This window comes from Peribacillus sp. NPDC097675, from assembly GCF_050277655.1.
Taxonomy (GTDB): Bacteria; Bacillota; Bacilli; order Bacillales; family DSM-1321; genus Peribacillus.
Genome location: NZ_JBNNSK010000004.1, coordinates 150,085 through 165,667 on the forward strand (window position 1 = coordinate 150,085; position 15,583 = coordinate 165,667).

The following is a 15,583-nucleotide window of genomic DNA, read 5'->3' on the forward strand; positions in this document are numbered from 1 at the left end:
CGCTGTTTTCTTATAGACTGTTGCTTTCTTGCCCATACTGTACGAAGGTCGGTATAATGCGATGTGCTGTGTAATCAAAAAAAGATAGAGAAAATTCTCTACCCTCGGTCTTTATCTTCTTTATCTTCTTTCTCTTTCAAATAGTTTTCATAAGTCTCTTTTGCTTTGTCTGGTTTTGGTGCATCTTTTGATAGTCTTTTATGTATGTCGTTTACTAGATAAAGCCCTCTAAATAGGGTGCCAGCAACTATCCCAAAAGCAAGGAAGCCACCAACCAAAGGTCCCATCATAAGCAATAGATAACCTAATATAACAGATAAAATAATTGATATTAACAAATACAAAGTAAATTCCCCTTTATTCTATTTATCAGTAAATAAGCTTAACCTTTTATTACCATAATTATATTACATCTAAAATCCATTATAAAATCAACAAAGTTTACGAAAACAGCCTTAACAAAAGAACATTGAGTACTGCCATTTAAAAGACTATTAAAGAAGTTCTTGTCATTTAGTTTCCGGTGCTATACTATCACCTTTTACTGGCATTGAACTACCACTTATCCCTTCAAAAAACAAAGGAAGTCCTTCTGCCAATACAGGATGAATAGTCTTGGTTGGATTTTGTCTTTGATGGTGGATATGCAAATGTGGCTCCGAGGACGAACCACTATTCCCTACACGTCCCAATAGATCACCTGGCTTCACTTTTTCTCCTACCTTAACTACGACACTATCTTTCTTCAAATGGTTTAGTAGTAGATAGGTACCTGTCTCTTCTATTTCTATGTATACGTAATTACCCTCCAATGAATGAAAGTCTTCTGAACCTGGCGTAATATCAGCTTCACCCTCATATGTGGCACTGACTACACCAGAAACAGGTGAATGAACTTCTTTATTCCAAATACCGTAATCTTCGTTGTTATCACTGTTCATATTGAATGGTTCCATCACTAAGTCATATGCCCATCTCTCGGATGACCATATGGCATGGGGTAAGTTATCTTTAACCTGCTGCCCACCCCAACCAATTACTGTTTGTTCCCTTAAAGGGAAATTTACAGTGACCGCTGGTTGCGCATGTTCAACGGTATTGGGATAAGCAAAAGGAATGATGTTCATCGTCATTAATATTGGGAAAAACATTAATAGATTCACCATGGCATTAAAGACGACCTTTGTTTTTTTCCTTTTTCTTGATAGTAGAATAATAAAAAAGACTACATTTATTAACAAACCAATTGCCCCTATAAAGGGTAGAACTAGTTTGAGTAGGGTCCATGAATAGGCACCCACTATCCCTCCAATTAAAAAGACACCGATCCATAACAATAGAAGGAATCCTATTACTACGCAATTTATGTAACCAATTTTCTGAATGGCTGCTTTCAAAATAAGCTCTCCCTTTATTAAAAGATGAGTAGAAAAAAAGTGCGAACCTTCAACTTGGATTTTAGGTCCTTGAGATGCATGTAAGTTTCTTTCCCTGATTTAATATCATGGAAAGAATAAGCCATGAAAGTCTGACCATCCAACAGTGAAATTATACCACGACTCTTTACCATTTATTGTATATATACTAATAAAATGAAGAGAACGGCTTTTTTCCTCAATGAGTGCCATTCCTGTGATTGAAAAGGAGTTTTCAACGCAAAAAAACCTCATGATAGGATGAATTGCACTCTGCTCAACAGCAAAAGCACAACTACATCATAAACATGAGATCCATTATGACATGTCACTAAACAAGTAAATCAATTATTAGAATTAATGGGTCGTCCCGCCTACCGTATGGATATCCGATTCATGTTTAGCCGCTGTGACAGCAGCTATTTTTATACCCTTAACAATTGTCTCAAGGCTTAAACTAGGCGCTTCTTTATGAATGGTCTGCTCCGGAATGAAAGGAATATGGATAAATCCACCCCGGATGTTTGATTCGGTTCGGGATATATAGTTCATTAATCCATAGAAGATGTGATTGCATACAAACGTTCCGGCAGTATGTGATACCGATGCAGGAATGTTGCTTTCCTTCATGTTTTCTACCATTCTTTTGATGGGAAGCTGAGACCAATAGGCTACTGGGCCTTTGTCTACAATCGCCTCATCAATTGGTTGGTTTCCCTGATTATCTGGAATCCTAGCATCATCCACATTGATTGCCACTCGTTCTGGTGTGATGTGAAGCCGCCCCCCGGCTTGTCCTACACAGATCACGATGTCAGGATTATGCTCCTGGATAAGTTGCTCCAATACTTCAACTGATTTCCCGAATACAGTTGGAACTTGTTCAGCAACTAGAGTCACATCATCAATAACCTCTCCATGTAACTGTTTTACCGCTTCCCAGGAAGGGTTCACCCTTTCGCCACCAAAGGGATCAAACCCGGTTAATAACACTTTTTGCTTCATGCCGTCCCCTCCTATATTTCTAATGAAACAAGTATGTACATAAGTATGATATTGAACGCTAATACCGCCAAAGCTGTTGGAACTTGAACTTTTATGACATGGTTCTTATCTTTCAAGTCCAGCAAGGCTGCCGGCACTATATTAAAGTTGGCAGCCATCGGTGTCATCAAGGTTCCACAATACCCCGCAAACATAGATATGGCAGCTATATGATTGGGATTAGCATCAAATTGATTGATTAGAAAAGGGATGGCGATTCCTGCAGCCATGACTGGGAAGGCAGCAAAGGCATTTCCCATGATCATCGTGAAAATAGTCATACCAAGACAGAAAATGATAACAATCAAAAGCAGCGAATCTTCTGGAATGATGGCTGTCACCACTTTGGATACGACTGTACCAACTCCTGCATTCATGTAAATCGTTCCCAATGTTGCAAGTAGTTGTGGCAATAATACAGCCCAACCAATGGATTCAAGCAGGCGACGTGATTCTTTCACAGCTCCTGTAGGTGTTCCTCGAGTCATCCACATTGCAACAATAATGGCGATCAAACACGCCAGGCCTAATGCAACCATCGTTACATTAGATGGATCCAACAATGCCTTACCGCCAATTTCCACTCCGTTTAGTAGCTTAGAACCAGCCAAAGTTAGAATAGGAATCAAGATGGCAGGCAGAAAAAGCCGTCCGCCAAGTCGTTTTCTTCGCTCTTCCTTTACAGCAATGCTTTCTTCAATATGTTCGCTTTTCTTTAATCCCCCACCTACAATAATGAGAACCATAAATATGACCATAAGCCCAATATAAAATGGTGGAATAACTTTACCGAACATTAATGTAATGGAATAAATCAAGTAAAAGCTTCCTGTAGTCAACCGGCGACTGTTCGTCCGGTCACTGAAAATATATAGGGAGCAACCTAAAACAATGATGCCCATCAATATGTAAATCATTTCAACTGAGAATATCATAAAGGATGCTCACTCTTTCTTTTGGTTGTTTTTTTGTTATTTACCACGACTGCCCAAGCGCTTGTCCAGCCTTTTATCAAACATACGGAGACGAATGGCATGTACGATAAAAGCGAATATGGCAGTAGGAATTCCCCATAATGCCATGGATATTGGGTCAGCAGGGATATTGTTCTGTTCAAAGAATCCGTTCATCAATAGAATGGCACCTACCGCGACGAAAATATCTTCGCCGAAAAACAAGCCGATATTATCGGTAGCCGCTGCGTGTGCACGGATTTCCTGTTGCTCTTTCTCAGGTAGCTTACCGTATTTTGTTTGAGCAGCCCCTTCTGCCATTGGGGCAATTAGCGGACGTACAGTCTGGGGATGACCACCAAGACTGTTTAAGCCAAGAGCAGCTCCGACTTCCCTGATTAATAGATACATGGTCAATACTCGACCAACAGTGATAGCTTTAATTTTCGATACAATCCTTGAAGCTTGCTGCTGGAGACCATTTTTCTCAAGCAGCCCAATAACCGGAAGTGTGACTATGAGAATAGACATGTACCTATTAGTTGTAAATGCTTCACCAAATTGCGTAATAATACTGGTAATGGGAATACCGGCAATCATCCCTGTTACAAGTGCGGAAATCGTTACCACCACTGCCGAATTGATTCTAAGTAAGAATCCAATCATGATTAAAAGAACACCAATGAGTACCATACGTATCCCCTTTCTTCTTATTAATACTACTCTACAAAAATATTAACTACATGTATTGTACATTAAATTAAGAATTTTTAAAATATTTTTTTATTTACATAAGTGAATATTTATTCAAAAATATCAGTCTATTATTGGATTTACAGACCCTTCCAATTAATTTTTAAGGCATAATCCCCTGAAGAGTCAGCTACCCACCTTCCATATGCAACCTCCTATATCTTATTTCAATATATTGTATGGAGGGATCTCATCATACATAGAATTCAAAGCAATAAAAATCTCCAGATGGTCATTCCAACGGAAATAAAGCATATCCGGGTTAACTTGGATACGCTTCTTATTTTGGTGTATTAACTTCCACTTACATCGAATCAAGAACTAATGAAACAAGCAGGCCTGCCGCAGCGAAAATACCCGTGATGGGGCCTGAGTCTTCATACGCTTCAGGCATCATGGTGGAAGCAACCATGGCAATAATTCCGCCACCTGCAAAGGCCGCCACCCCTGCCATCATAGCTTCTGATGCATGATTGAGAAAAAGATACCCTCCCATTGATGAGAGCGCCGAAATCAACAAGACAGAAAACCAGAGAGCCATGATTTTCTTCTTCGAATAGTGGCTATTCATTAACCCCGTTGTACTGGAAAGTCCTTCTGGAATGTTGCTGATAAAAATGGCGATGACAAGCAACCAACTAACAGTTCCTCCACTAATCAAGCTGGCCCCGATCATGATCGACTCCGGTATCGCGTCCATCACGGTCCCAATGAAGATTGCCAGGCCCGCTTCCTTCGATGAAGAATGATTGGAGCGTTTCCTACTAGATGCCCCCTTCTTTGAAACGAGAAAATCCAAGACAGTAAATACCGCTGCACCTGCTATAAAACCTATCGAAGTTGCTAGGATTCCCCCATCACGAACGGAATCGCCTAATAATTCATAGGCCGCTGCACCGATTAAAACACCTGTCCCAAACGCCATAATATACCCAATTATCTGCTTCTTGATTGGCACAAAAAGAGCGGCAAGGGCCCCAAGCAAAACGGCTGAACCTGAAACCCCACCCCAGAAGACCGCATTCCACATGAATTTTCCTCATTTCCTTTTTAATAGGTTAATACCCATTAATACCCTTGATAAAACGAAATCCACCCTAAATGCCTATACCCGTGATCACGAGGCGATTTACTTTTGGAATGGATGATTACAACGATTTACCCCTCATCATTGGCAATCTGCTAGAAAATTCACTACCCCATTATGTATCAATCTGAAGGTGATCAATTGGTGGTTTTCATCCTTTCCTACCATTTTTCATTATCTCGCGCAAGGAAAGTTCTTTTGGCCCTCGTAAATTAGCATATTTTTTCTATGAATGACCACATATGTTCAAAAAAGAGAAGGTATTATTCCTTATTTTGCCAAATATAACTTTCCTACAATCTATTCATTTATGATCAAGCAAGTTTTCCGTCCTATAATACGACAATTTTCTCATTTAACGATTTGCTATCATTGGGGGGACATCAGTGTTCTACATACCGGCCATCTATAAAGAACGGAGGTGGATTCTACCTATAGTGCGGCCAATAATTTGTTCTTTGAAAATAGAATAGGGGGAAATAGTTTGCGAAAAAAAAGAAGAACAAAGTGGTTAGCAATAGCATTTGTCATCATGCTTATTGGATCACTGATCATTCCATCAAACTCCATCGCTGCATCTACTAACAAGCTCCACACCTCTGCTAAAGATGAGTTAGCGGGAAAGAATCAAAAGAAAGTGGCCTCTAAGGTCCTTAAACAGTTTGAAAAAGATGAAAAGGTAACCTTTCTCGTTAAACTCAAAAAACAAGTAGACACCAAGGAAATCTCCTCAAAAGCTGCTAAAACAGCCAAATCACAAAAGCTATCTGCAAATAATGCAAAGTTACTGAAACGGTCAAGTGTTGTTTCCGAGCTTCGTGCAACTGCTCTTGAAACACAAGTTGATATCAAGAACTACTTAGAAAAACAGAAAAAAGCCGGCAACGCAAAGGATATTCAATCGTTTTATATTGTGAATGCAATTGCCGTGACAGCCACGAAGGAAGTTATGGAGCAAATCGCCATTCTTCCGGAAGTAGATAAAATCATGCCAAATGAAATAAGACAACTTATTACACCAGCAAGTAAGACGCTTGAATCGAAAGCCTCTTTAGGCTTAAGCGTGAGTAAACCGAAAGCAGACACCTCTTCCATTGAGTGGAATATCGATAAAATCGGGGCTCCTGCTGTATGGGATATGGGCATTGATGGAGCAGGTACCGTTATTGCTTCTATCGATACAGGTGTTCAATGGAACCACCCGGCATTAAAAACCAAGTACCGCGGATATAACCCTGCCAACCCTGATGTCGCAGACAATGAATACAACTGGTTTGATGCGGTAAGCGGGCAAGCTTCCGCCTATGATGATTTAGGTCATGGAACTCACACAATCGGTACAATGGTAGGATCTGAACCGAATGGTGCCAATCAAATCGGTGTGGCTCCAGGCGCTAAGTTCATTGCAGTTAAGGCATTTTCTGCAAATGGGGGTTCAGATATCGATTTATTGGAAGCCGGTGAATGGATAATCGCCCCAAAAGATGCGGCTGGTAATCCTCATCCTGAGAAAGCACCGGATGTTGTTAATAACTCTTGGGGGGGCGGAGCTGGTCTTGACGAGTGGTACCGTCCGATGGTACAAGCTTGGAAAGCAGCTGAAATCTTCCCTGAATTTTCTGCAGGAAATACAACAACAACAAATCCCGGCGGAGCTGGTTCAGTAGCTAACCCAGCCAACTATCCAGAATCCTTTGCCACTGGTGCAACAGACATTAACAACAAAGTCGGAAGTTTCTCTTTACGCGGTCCATCTCCATATGGAGAAATCAAACCGGATATTTCGGCACCTGGTGTTAACATTCGGTCTGCCGTTCCTGGTGGTGCATATGAAGGCGGATGGAATGGAACATCGATGGCTGGCCCTCATGTTACAGCAGTAGCTGCGCTATTAAGACAGGTAAATGCCAGCTTAACGGTTGACCAACTTGAGGAAATTTTACTGACGACGGCGACTCCTTTGACAGACAGCAATTACCCAGAAACTCCTAATCATGCATATGGCTATGGCCTAGTAAATGCATTTGATGCCGTTTCTTCCGTTGTAAGCGGACTGGGTAAAATCGAAGGTCAAGTAACCAAGTCTGGTGATGACTCTGAAGCAGCAGTCATTTCTCATCAAGCACCAGAAAAATCGTATAAGAAAATGAACCTACAGCTTCAAGCTGAAGTAACAGATAACGTAAGTGTCACTGCCGTTAAACTCAGCTACAAGAAAACGGACGGAAGCTGGGCTGATGTCAAGGCTGAGAGAAAGACTGGTGATTATAAGTCTGGGACGTACGAAGCCACGATTCCAGGTTCTGATTTGACTGGAAATACAGTCACTTATAAATGGATTGCAACCGATTTTGGTGGCTCCGTCACTACTTCCGATGCTTATTCCACTGAGCTATTGCCTGGAATCAGCGTAGGCTATACAGAGGATTTTGAAGAAAATCCAACTGGGTGGACTTCTTATGGCACAAACAATAACTGGGAATGGGGCATTCCGACAAGCGGACCTGGTTCAGCAGCATCCGGTCAGAAGGTCTATGCTACAAACCTGGCTGGAAACTATGCGAATAGTGCCAACATGACTCTTTCTATGCCTCCAGTAGATGTTCCAGAAGGCACAAGCTATTTACAATTCAAGCAATGGTTTGATTTTGAAAAGAATTATGATTTCGGTCATGTATTCATCTCCACTGACGAAACGAACTGGGTACAAGCTGCCCGCTTTAACGAAAGCTCAGGTACTTGGATCGATGGTGAAGTGAACCTAAGCGAATATGCTGGGGAACGCATCTATATTGCCTTTAATGTCACATCAGATAGTTCCATCCGAAAATCAGGCTGGTATATTGATGATATTAAATTGGCAGATACTTCGATTCTACCGACGACAAAAGCAAAAACGGGATTAAGCGTCAATAAATCTGATTCTTCGGTATCAGCTAAACCACAAGTTAATCCTGATAAAATCAAGCCGGTTATGGAAAAAGAGCAAAAAGAACCTGAAAAAGAACAACCTGCTCCAGTGCTTCTTCCATTACAGGCACAGGTAAGTGTTTTAGAAACCGGACGCTCTGTGTATACAAACCCACAAGATGGATCATACCAACTTACACATGCGACAGGTACATTTACCATGCAAGCAGAAACATATGGATATCGTTCACAAACAGCGCCAGTCACCATCGAACAAGATGCAACATCAACAGCTAACTTTACCCTTCAAGAAATCCCTAAAGGAACGATCAATGGTACCATCACCAACAAAATTACTGGTGAACCAGTCTCTGGTGCTACCGTTTACCTTCTAGAGGATGCGGCTATCCAACCAGTAACAACAAATGCAGACGGTGAATACTCACTAACTGCTTACGAAGGGAATTACACGTTAAAGGTAATGGCCCCTTCTTATTACGGAAATGAAGCATCCGTGATGATTTCTGAAGAAACTAGCACAAAAAATATCGAACTAAAACCGTTCATCGGGTACCCAGATGAAATCAAGTATGATGATGGAACAGCTGAAAACGCCCGTGCCTATAATGCGGCAGGCAACAGCTGGGCTGTAAAAATGTCCTTGGCTTCAGGGAATAAAACGGCCAATGTAACTGGCGCTCTATTACGCTTCTGGGATACTACATGGCCTGCCCCAGGTGGGACTGAGTTCCAAGTTTCCGTATATGATGCTTCAGGAACAGACGGATCACCTGGCAAGAAAATCGCTGGACCTTTCAACGAAACAGCCTTACGTAACGGTCAATGGACACATGTTGACTTGAGCGAACATGGAATCATGGTTGAAGGCGATTTCTTTATTGTTTATACCCAAACAAAAGCCAATCCGAATGCACCTGGTCTAGCTACAGATGAAAATGGACCGAATGCAGAACGAAGCTGGCAGGGTGTAAGTGGCGCTTGGTCGCCAACGCCAACTGAGGAAGGAAATTACATGATTCGGGCAACTGTCGATTACGAAGTAAAAGAACCGGTCATCACCTCTCCTAAAGACGGTTCTTACTCGAATCAAAAAGAAGTAACGGTTGAAGGTACATCTGCACCTACAACTACAGTAGATATCTTTAACAAGGGCGAGAAAGTAGCCACTACAGATTCTACTACCGAAGGAACATTCTCCATTCCTGTCACATTAAACAACGGGGAAAACACGTTGACTGCAAAAGCGCGGACGAGCAAAGGCTCAACGGAGGCATCTGCACCAGTAAAGGTGATATTGGATACCAAAAAGCCAACACTCGCCATTACTTCACCAACTGATGCTAGCAAAGTGAACCGTGAAACGGTAACTGTGAAAGGTACCATCTCAGATGAAAACCTGGATACAGTTAAAGTGAACGGGAAGAAGGCCGAAGTGAAAGATAACACTTTCTCTTATCGCCTTCTACTTGACGAAGGAATCAATAAAATCAAAGTAGTCGCTCTAGATAAAGCTGGTAATTCAGTCACTAAATCCATTTCCATCGATGTGAAATTCACAGCTCCAGAAATCTCTGGTTTAGTGCCAAATCAGGATAAGGTCCTGAAAAATGGGGAATCCGTCAAAATCGAATTTGACAGTGAACCAGGTCTATCCGCAGACTTCTCAATCTTATTGCCATTGACCAATGCCGGTGGCGTTGCCAATGCAACGGAATTACCAATGAAAGAAACATCATCAGGACATTATGTCGGCTACTACACCGCCACAACGAATGTAAAAGCACCAGGTGCCGTCGTTGAGGTAAAAGCCGAAGATCGTTATGGAAATGTTACAACACAAAGAGCAACAGGTAAGCTTTGGATTAACGCTCAAAAGTAAAACATAAAAGCCATGCTTCCAGCCTTAAGGTTGGGAGCATGGCTTTTTTTACATGATCTTATCAATCTATTAACCTTTCAATACCTCAGGACGAGATTTCTTGGCAAACAAATCCGTATATAAACATTTGCCCAGGAAGAGCAGTACAGCTGCGTCATCAACCTGTCCAAAACCTACTATAAAATCCGGAATGAGATCCGTCGGTACAATCACATATATGATGGAAGCTACCAGAGCTACCTTTGTTTTCTTCGATAATCTATTAAACACGGGTTATTCAATCTCCTTTAAGACGAATTACATTCAGTATAGCGTACAATTCACGCAAAATCGATTCTTAAACGGAGCTGGCGTCGGTATAATTCAACCATATAGAGGATTAATTCAACCATATAAGCTGATAATTCAACATTCAACACCAATAATTCGACGGATACACGCATTAATTCAACATTTAGTCTACATGAAGAAAAGACCCTCACTATGTAAGGGCCTTCCGATTACTAAAAACCTAACCAGTTTTCGATAAGCACGATAATATACAAAACAAACCAAATCCCCTGTAGCAGAAGCGCAGCACTGAACAACCGGCTTTTCGTGTAAGCATCCCGGATGAAAAGCCTCCAGGTCAGCATCAGAACGACCGATACACCTGGAATTAAAATCGCGGTCATTATGAAATAGCTGGATGCAACATTCCACACAAGCTGAAAGACAATAATGATAATAGCGAGCAAATAATGAACCTTTTCCTTCCGTGCCCGGATGACCCAAAGTAAGGTAAGCACCACTGTCGTAAGCAAGATGATTTCGGTCGCCACGATGAAGAAGAGATCATATAACGTAACTCCGTCCAAAGCAATCCTCCCTCTCATTACAGAATCGCTTATATGTATATGCCACTTGGACGGAAGAATTGAAAAAGTTTACTACGCTACTTCCCATATAGGAAGGCAAACATTGCTCAAAAAAAAAGACCTTTTCGCCAAAGCGAAAAGAATCTTCTATTACTACCATTTAATATTTATACGATTGTCCACCATCGATCGGAATGACGGCCGCATTGATGAAGCTTGCTTGTTCGGATAGTAAGAAAGCGACCAAGTACCCGACCTCTTCCGGTTTCCCGAAGCGTTTCATTGGGTTAACGCTGACGAATTCCTTACCCGCTGCCTCCCAATTTTCGCCTCCCATCTGTTTCAAGGAAGCTTCCACCATTGGCGTCATGATGGCACCCGGGGCAATCGCCTTGATGCTGATGCCGTATTGACCGTACTCGATTCCGGAGTTTCGCGTCAATCCAACCACACCATGCTTACTTGCCGCATAGCCCGATTGATTCCCCACACCACGGATTCCTCCGACAGATGCCGAATTGACGATTGTACCGTCTTTCTGCTTTTTCATGACTTCTAGGACATATTTCATACCAAAGAAAACACCGTTTAGGTTCACGCCCACAACTCTCCGGAATTCATCAATTCCGTAATCTTCCGTCAAGTCCTGTTTCCCTTCAATCCCGGCGTTATTGAAGAAACTGTCGATGCGGCCAAACTTTTCGACCGTTTGATCAACGTACTTCTTCACATCTTCTTCCTTTGCAACGTCCGCTGTAATCAAGAGCATGTCCGCACTAGGTACCGCTTCCCGAATCAATTTCTCGGTTGTTTCCAAGAAATCGCTTTTCAAATCCACCAAAGCAAGCTTTGCTCCTTCTTTGGCCACTTGCAACGCAGAAGCCTGTCCCAATCCGGATCCAGCTCCTGTAATCAGCACGACTTTTTCGTCAAAACGATTATTCATTTTTCATACCTCCGTTTAAAAGTAAGTAAGTAATTAGATCAGATGATATTCTTCCCTACTCGGGTTCAGTCATTCGTTTACAGATAATATTCACTGTAAAAATTGTCAGAATGAAATGAAGGAACACGGATATTCTTCTTTAAGTGGGAACGCCTATCCTTCCCCGGGCCATTCTTTAATGTCATCTATTTCTTGTAGCACTATCTCATTAGGTATTCCATATTCGGCTTTTTTCTTTGTAAAACTAGTACCATCTAAAGGTCCAGTCACTTCGCCTGTAGTCACTTCCAGTATCCAAAAGTTCATGTTTTTTTCATCAGGAATTTGATAGCCGTTGTTGCTAGCCTCGTCATCCTTCAAGCCAAGTTGCTTCGCGAGAATATAATGGTCATCCCAAGCAACTTCGGTAACTTTCGTGGGAATGACGGCGGTTCCCCAACTACCTTCACTTTCTTTTGGCGCAATCTTGACTTCGTGGGCTGATGTTCTTATAACAGAATATCCTCCAGGTAGGTCCTTATCATAGTCAGATAGGCCTGGACAACCTGTTAAGAATAAGAGTGAAAGCAAGCTTAATAATAAATAACGCCATAGTTTAATATGCATTACATTCTCCAATCCACAATAGATCAAAAAGATATCTGAAACGACGTTATATCTACATCTACTAGAACAGTTGTAGTAGTTGGGTGATCAGGAACATCAAGAACGATAATAGTAAAAGTAATCCTATACTTTTTATTTTGCTATCCTTCCACAAATTCACTATCGAAAAGATTCCACCAATACTCAATAGCCCTATGCCTATTGCCTTCATGGCATGTATGGTGAATACAATTGATAATTGTGTTAAGAAAGCCCCCATTATAAGAAGGCCAATTGTAAATATAAAACGTGGGGTCCTGAAATCATGAACGACTGATTTCCTATCGTCGGTATTCATTTTTAAATACCCTCTAACAACCATGAATGCGGGTATTCCCCACATGATTATAAAAGTTACAATAGAATCAGTATGTGTTGTCAATAGTACTCTCTCCCATTCAATGTATCATTTTATTACAAAGACCCATTGTTAATGAGAAATAGCATTCAATACCTGCTGGTACATGTTCATTAAGAATCCTTTACGACTTACTCATTACGTATAAACACACCACTCTTGAAGAAGAAGTCAATCTCTAATTTTCTTACAGACATAGACCATCCCATAACTCTCATTTGTCACAGGTGTTTCATTCCAATCCTCAAATAGATGGACGATTTCCAGTCCATGAACGGAGAGAATGCGTTCCATTTCTTTAGGGAAAACATATCGTAACCGTATGTTCGTTCGTTGTTCATCTACTATTGTTCCTTCGTCATCTACATACTTTCTGATTGTCGTGTAATGTTGAACCTGTTTGAGTGAGTCATAGGTACTTTTCGTATACACATCGATTTTTTTTGGAGTATCCTCATCCTCAATGGTTCTCCAGTATTCTTCTGTTTCAGGTTGGAGCAACTCATCGGCGCTTGGAAACCTCGTGTCAAAAATGAATACCCCATCAAGTTCTAAATGTTTATTAACAGAAGATAAGAATTCGTCCTGATCTTCATTGGTAAGAAAATGCTGAAAGACATTCCCGACTGAGAAAATCAATTGACTTCTTACATTCAGGTTCAGCATTCTAGCATCCTGCTCAATCCAATCAATGTGCACGTTCAGGTTCGCCGACTTCCGTTTTGCTTCGTCTAGCATTCCTTTATGGACATCCACACCGATAAGTTTATATCCTTTCCTCGCTAAAGGAATGGTCGCCCTCCCTGTCCCACAAGCTAAATCAAGGATGGGGCCTTCGGTTTTCGAAGCCCATTTCAATAGATAAGGAAGGTCTTGCCTATATGATTCATTTTCCTTATCATATAAAATCGGGTCATCGTACTCTTCTGAATTTGCCTTAATGTTCTCCATGCATACCTCCTTTAACGAAAAGATAGATTGCTAGTATTTAATAATTTTACCACATTACCCATATATTGTTGTTATTAAACACTACTCCCTCAACAAGAAAAGAACTACCGAAGCAGTCCCTTATTTCAGAATAACTAGATTGTAAAATAATTTATTCCAAACACCATAACCAAAGCAAATACTAAGTATGTAAGTGTTATCAAATACTGTTTGGAAGGTTTCAAGTACTTCCACTCCAGAACTGTTTGAAAACCCATTAATACGTTTAAGAATAATACCCAATACCATTTAAGTATATTTTCATATTCTAATACCATGGGAAGTGCACACAAAAAAATGCATAGGATGATCCCTCTTCCCCATCGTTCCATATTCTTACCAGGAGTTTCTGATATACTTTCTTTTTTTTCTACACCAAGCCATTTCGTTCATCAAAATATAAACCTCCTACCATATTGAATAAGCAATGGTATTCATGAATGGCTCATATCTTACTCTCTTTTTTCCTTTTCAAGCAACTCGATGATTTTATCAAGTTTTTGTTCTAGGGGATTAGAATGGCGAGATCTTGTAACGAGGGCCCGGACAAAAAAGTAAATGGCAAAGATTATGCCAAATAATAAAATAAACATAATTAGTTGAAATAGTATATCACCGATATTAACACTCAAATAAATCCACCTTTTCCTTTTTTATCAATCATAACATATGATGGATGGCCGTTGTCTTAAGAGCGCTATGGGCATTTGACCCATATAACATTTTCGCCATTATGTACGAAGCCCGCTTAACCACGTTCTCAAAAAAACGCACATTCAAATCCTTGATACATAAAGGTTTTGAATGTGCGTTTTAAGTTAGATCAGAGCCGACGTGAAAAACGTATGCTCATTACTTTGGTTGTGCTATCGGGAATGTTTTTTTCAAAAAGTGATACAGGCCATCTTCTCGATAGGAGTACTCCGTCACTTCATCCGCCTGTTCCTTTACCAGATCGAGCGCGTTTTTCATAGCTACACAGTGGCCAGAGAGCTTGAATAGAGGAAGGTCATTTTCTCCATCTCCTACGGCCAGAATATCTTCCGGTGATAGAGCAAAGCGATCAAGTAAGACTTGGACCGCTGTTGCTTTAGATACACCGTCCACGGTCACTTCCACGTTGTGATGTGTGGAGGATGCGGTTGTAAAGGCCGTTTTCTTCTTGAACTGTTCGAGATCTGTGATCCAGTCTTTGATGGCCTTCATTTCTTTACTGAAGAAATAAATCTTGGCCACACTTAATTCTTCGAGCTCATCGACCCAGTTGATTTTGCTCTCGACTGCGACTTGTCTCGATAACCATTCGTTTTCATCAACCGTCTCCGGTTTTGTCCCCATTATTTGTTTAACCATATACTCTTTATCTTTTTGCAAGGACATTCTGATTCCGTCATTTGGATGAACTTCGTAAAATATCTCTCTTGTTGCCGCTTTATTAATCATGTCATCCACGAGTTCAGACGGTAGAGCATGTTCGAATATCTTCTCCGTCCCAATAAAGGCCGACATGCCATTGGCCGTTACCATCCCGTCGACGATTAAATCCTCCGGCAGGACATCTCTTAATTCTTTTACCGTTCTTCCGGTTGCAATGAACACTTTCATTCCACTATTTCTAAGTTCGATCAAGTAGTTTTTCAGCGTATCATTCACCGTATTCACTTCATTCAATGTCGTGCCATCCATATCGAGCACGATTGCTTTGTATCTCATATTTTGCACCTC

16 protein-coding genes and 1 pseudogene are annotated in these 15,583 nt (G+C 41.0%); 1 reads left to right on the forward strand and 16 read right to left on the reverse strand.

Features of this window, described 5'->3' with window-relative positions:
- Positions 1–98: 98 nt before the first annotated feature.
- The 6 genes from ACQKL5_RS08085 to ACQKL5_RS08110 all read right to left on the reverse strand — a co-directional run bounded on the left by ACQKL5_RS08085 (position 99) and on the right by ACQKL5_RS08110 (position 5,195).
- On the reverse strand, positions 99–344 hold the full coding sequence (locus tag ACQKL5_RS08085) for a hypothetical protein (RefSeq protein WP_427607812.1): 246 nt from the start codon (positions 342–344) through the stop codon (positions 99–101).
- Between the two features lie 165 nt (positions 345–509).
- Positions 510–1,397: a peptidoglycan DD-metalloendopeptidase family protein gene (locus ACQKL5_RS08090; RefSeq protein WP_427607813.1), complete on the reverse strand. Its 888-nt coding sequence runs from the start codon at positions 1,395–1,397 to the stop codon at positions 510–512.
- A gap of 375 nt (positions 1,398–1,772) precedes the next feature.
- A complete protein-coding gene (pcp, locus tag ACQKL5_RS08095; protein ID WP_427607815.1) occupies positions 1,773–2,420 on the reverse strand; it encodes a pyroglutamyl-peptidase I in 648 nt (215 codons plus the stop codon).
- 11 nt (positions 2,421–2,431) lie between these two features.
- Complete coding sequence (locus tag ACQKL5_RS08100; RefSeq protein ID WP_427607816.1) at positions 2,432–3,394, reverse strand: DUF979 domain-containing protein; 963 nt, start codon at positions 3,392–3,394, stop codon at positions 2,432–2,434.
- A gap of 36 nt (positions 3,395–3,430) precedes the next feature.
- Positions 3,431–4,105: a DUF969 domain-containing protein gene (locus ACQKL5_RS08105; RefSeq protein WP_427607817.1), complete on the reverse strand. Its 675-nt coding sequence runs from the start codon at positions 4,103–4,105 to the stop codon at positions 3,431–3,433.
- A gap of 364 nt (positions 4,106–4,469) precedes the next feature.
- Positions 4,470–5,195 (reverse strand): ZIP family metal transporter, encoded by a 726-nt coding sequence (locus tag ACQKL5_RS08110; RefSeq protein ID WP_427607819.1) that lies wholly within the window; start codon positions 5,193–5,195, stop codon positions 4,470–4,472.
- 541 nt (positions 5,196–5,736) lie between these two features.
- Between ACQKL5_RS08110 and ACQKL5_RS08115 the strand changes: the two genes are divergently transcribed.
- Positions 5,737–10,062, forward strand: a complete 4,326-nt coding sequence (locus ACQKL5_RS08115) for a S8 family serine peptidase (RefSeq protein ID WP_427607821.1) — start codon at positions 5,737–5,739, stop codon at positions 10,060–10,062.
- Positions 10,063–10,131: 69 nt separating this feature from the next.
- Here the strand turns inward: ACQKL5_RS08115 and ACQKL5_RS08120 are convergent, their stop codons facing one another.
- The 10 genes and pseudogenes from ACQKL5_RS08120 to ACQKL5_RS08165 form a co-directional block, all read right to left on the reverse strand.
- Positions 10,132–10,332, reverse strand: a complete 201-nt coding sequence (locus ACQKL5_RS08120; protein WP_427607823.1) for a YkvA family protein — start codon at positions 10,330–10,332, stop codon at positions 10,132–10,134.
- 50 nt (positions 10,333–10,382) lie between these two features.
- Complete coding sequence (locus ACQKL5_RS08125; RefSeq protein WP_427607824.1) at positions 10,383–10,505, reverse strand: hypothetical protein; 123 nt, start codon at positions 10,503–10,505, stop codon at positions 10,383–10,385.
- 60 nt (positions 10,506–10,565) lie between these two features.
- A complete protein-coding gene (locus tag ACQKL5_RS08130; RefSeq protein WP_427607825.1) occupies positions 10,566–10,919 on the reverse strand; it encodes a hypothetical protein in 354 nt (117 codons plus the stop codon).
- 160 nt (positions 10,920–11,079) lie between these two features.
- On the reverse strand, positions 11,080–11,865 hold the full coding sequence (locus ACQKL5_RS08135; protein ID WP_427607827.1) for an SDR family oxidoreductase: 786 nt from the start codon (positions 11,863–11,865) through the stop codon (positions 11,080–11,082).
- A 153-nt stretch (positions 11,866–12,018) separates the two neighbouring features.
- On the reverse strand, positions 12,019–12,471 hold the full coding sequence (locus tag ACQKL5_RS08140; RefSeq protein ID WP_427607829.1) for a DUF3997 domain-containing protein: 453 nt from the start codon (positions 12,469–12,471) through the stop codon (positions 12,019–12,021).
- Positions 12,472–12,532: 61 nt separating this feature from the next.
- Positions 12,533–12,892 (reverse strand): hypothetical protein, encoded by a 360-nt coding sequence (locus tag ACQKL5_RS08145; protein ID WP_427607830.1) that lies wholly within the window; start codon positions 12,890–12,892, stop codon positions 12,533–12,535.
- Between the two features lie 147 nt (positions 12,893–13,039).
- The gene (locus ACQKL5_RS08150; RefSeq protein WP_427607832.1) at positions 13,040–13,819 is read right to left on the reverse strand and encodes a class I SAM-dependent DNA methyltransferase; all 780 of its coding nucleotides are present in this window, start codon (positions 13,817–13,819) and stop codon (positions 13,040–13,042) included.
- A gap of 134 nt (positions 13,820–13,953) precedes the next feature.
- Positions 13,954–14,232: pseudogene (locus ACQKL5_RS08155) on the reverse strand (DUF4181 domain-containing protein); the annotation flags it as partial.
- Positions 14,233–14,310: 78 nt separating this feature from the next.
- Positions 14,311–14,490: a DUF4083 domain-containing protein gene (locus tag ACQKL5_RS08160; RefSeq protein WP_427607833.1), complete on the reverse strand. Its 180-nt coding sequence runs from the start codon at positions 14,488–14,490 to the stop codon at positions 14,311–14,313.
- Positions 14,491–14,710: 220 nt separating this feature from the next.
- The gene (locus ACQKL5_RS08165) at positions 14,711–15,571 is read right to left on the reverse strand and encodes a Cof-type HAD-IIB family hydrolase (protein WP_427607835.1); all 861 of its coding nucleotides are present in this window, start codon (positions 15,569–15,571) and stop codon (positions 14,711–14,713) included.
- Between the last annotated feature and the right edge of the window lie 12 nt (positions 15,572–15,583).

Excerpts from the sequence above, each read along its gene's own strand:
- pcp (WP_427607815.1), bottom strand. The coding sequence starts at position 2,420 with ATGAAGCAAAAAGTGTTATTAACCGGGTTTGATCCCTTTGGTGGCGAA.
- ACQKL5_RS08100 (WP_427607816.1), bottom strand. The coding sequence starts at position 3,394 with ATGATATTCTCAGTTGAAATGATTTACATATTGATGGGCATCATTGTT.
- ACQKL5_RS08105 (WP_427607817.1), bottom strand. The coding sequence starts at position 4,105 with ATGGTACTCATTGGTGTTCTTTTAATCATGATTGGATTCTTACTTAGA.
- ACQKL5_RS08110 (WP_427607819.1), bottom strand. The coding sequence starts at position 5,195 with ATGTGGAATGCGGTCTTCTGGGGTGGGGTTTCAGGTTCAGCCGTTTTG.
- ACQKL5_RS08125 (WP_427607824.1), bottom strand. The coding sequence starts at position 10,505 with ATGCGTGTATCCGTCGAATTATTGGTGTTGAATGTTGAATTATCAGCT.
- ACQKL5_RS08135 (WP_427607827.1), bottom strand. The coding sequence starts at position 11,865 with ATGAATAATCGTTTTGACGAAAAAGTCGTGCTGATTACAGGAGCTGGA.
- ACQKL5_RS08140 (WP_427607829.1), bottom strand. The coding sequence starts at position 12,471 with ATGCATATTAAACTATGGCGTTATTTATTATTAAGCTTGCTTTCACTC.
- ACQKL5_RS08150 (WP_427607832.1), bottom strand. The coding sequence starts at position 13,819 with ATGGAGAACATTAAGGCAAATTCAGAAGAGTACGATGACCCGATTTTA.
- ACQKL5_RS08165 (WP_427607835.1), bottom strand. The coding sequence starts at position 15,571 with ATGAGATACAAAGCAATCGTGCTCGATATGGATGGCACGACATTGAAT.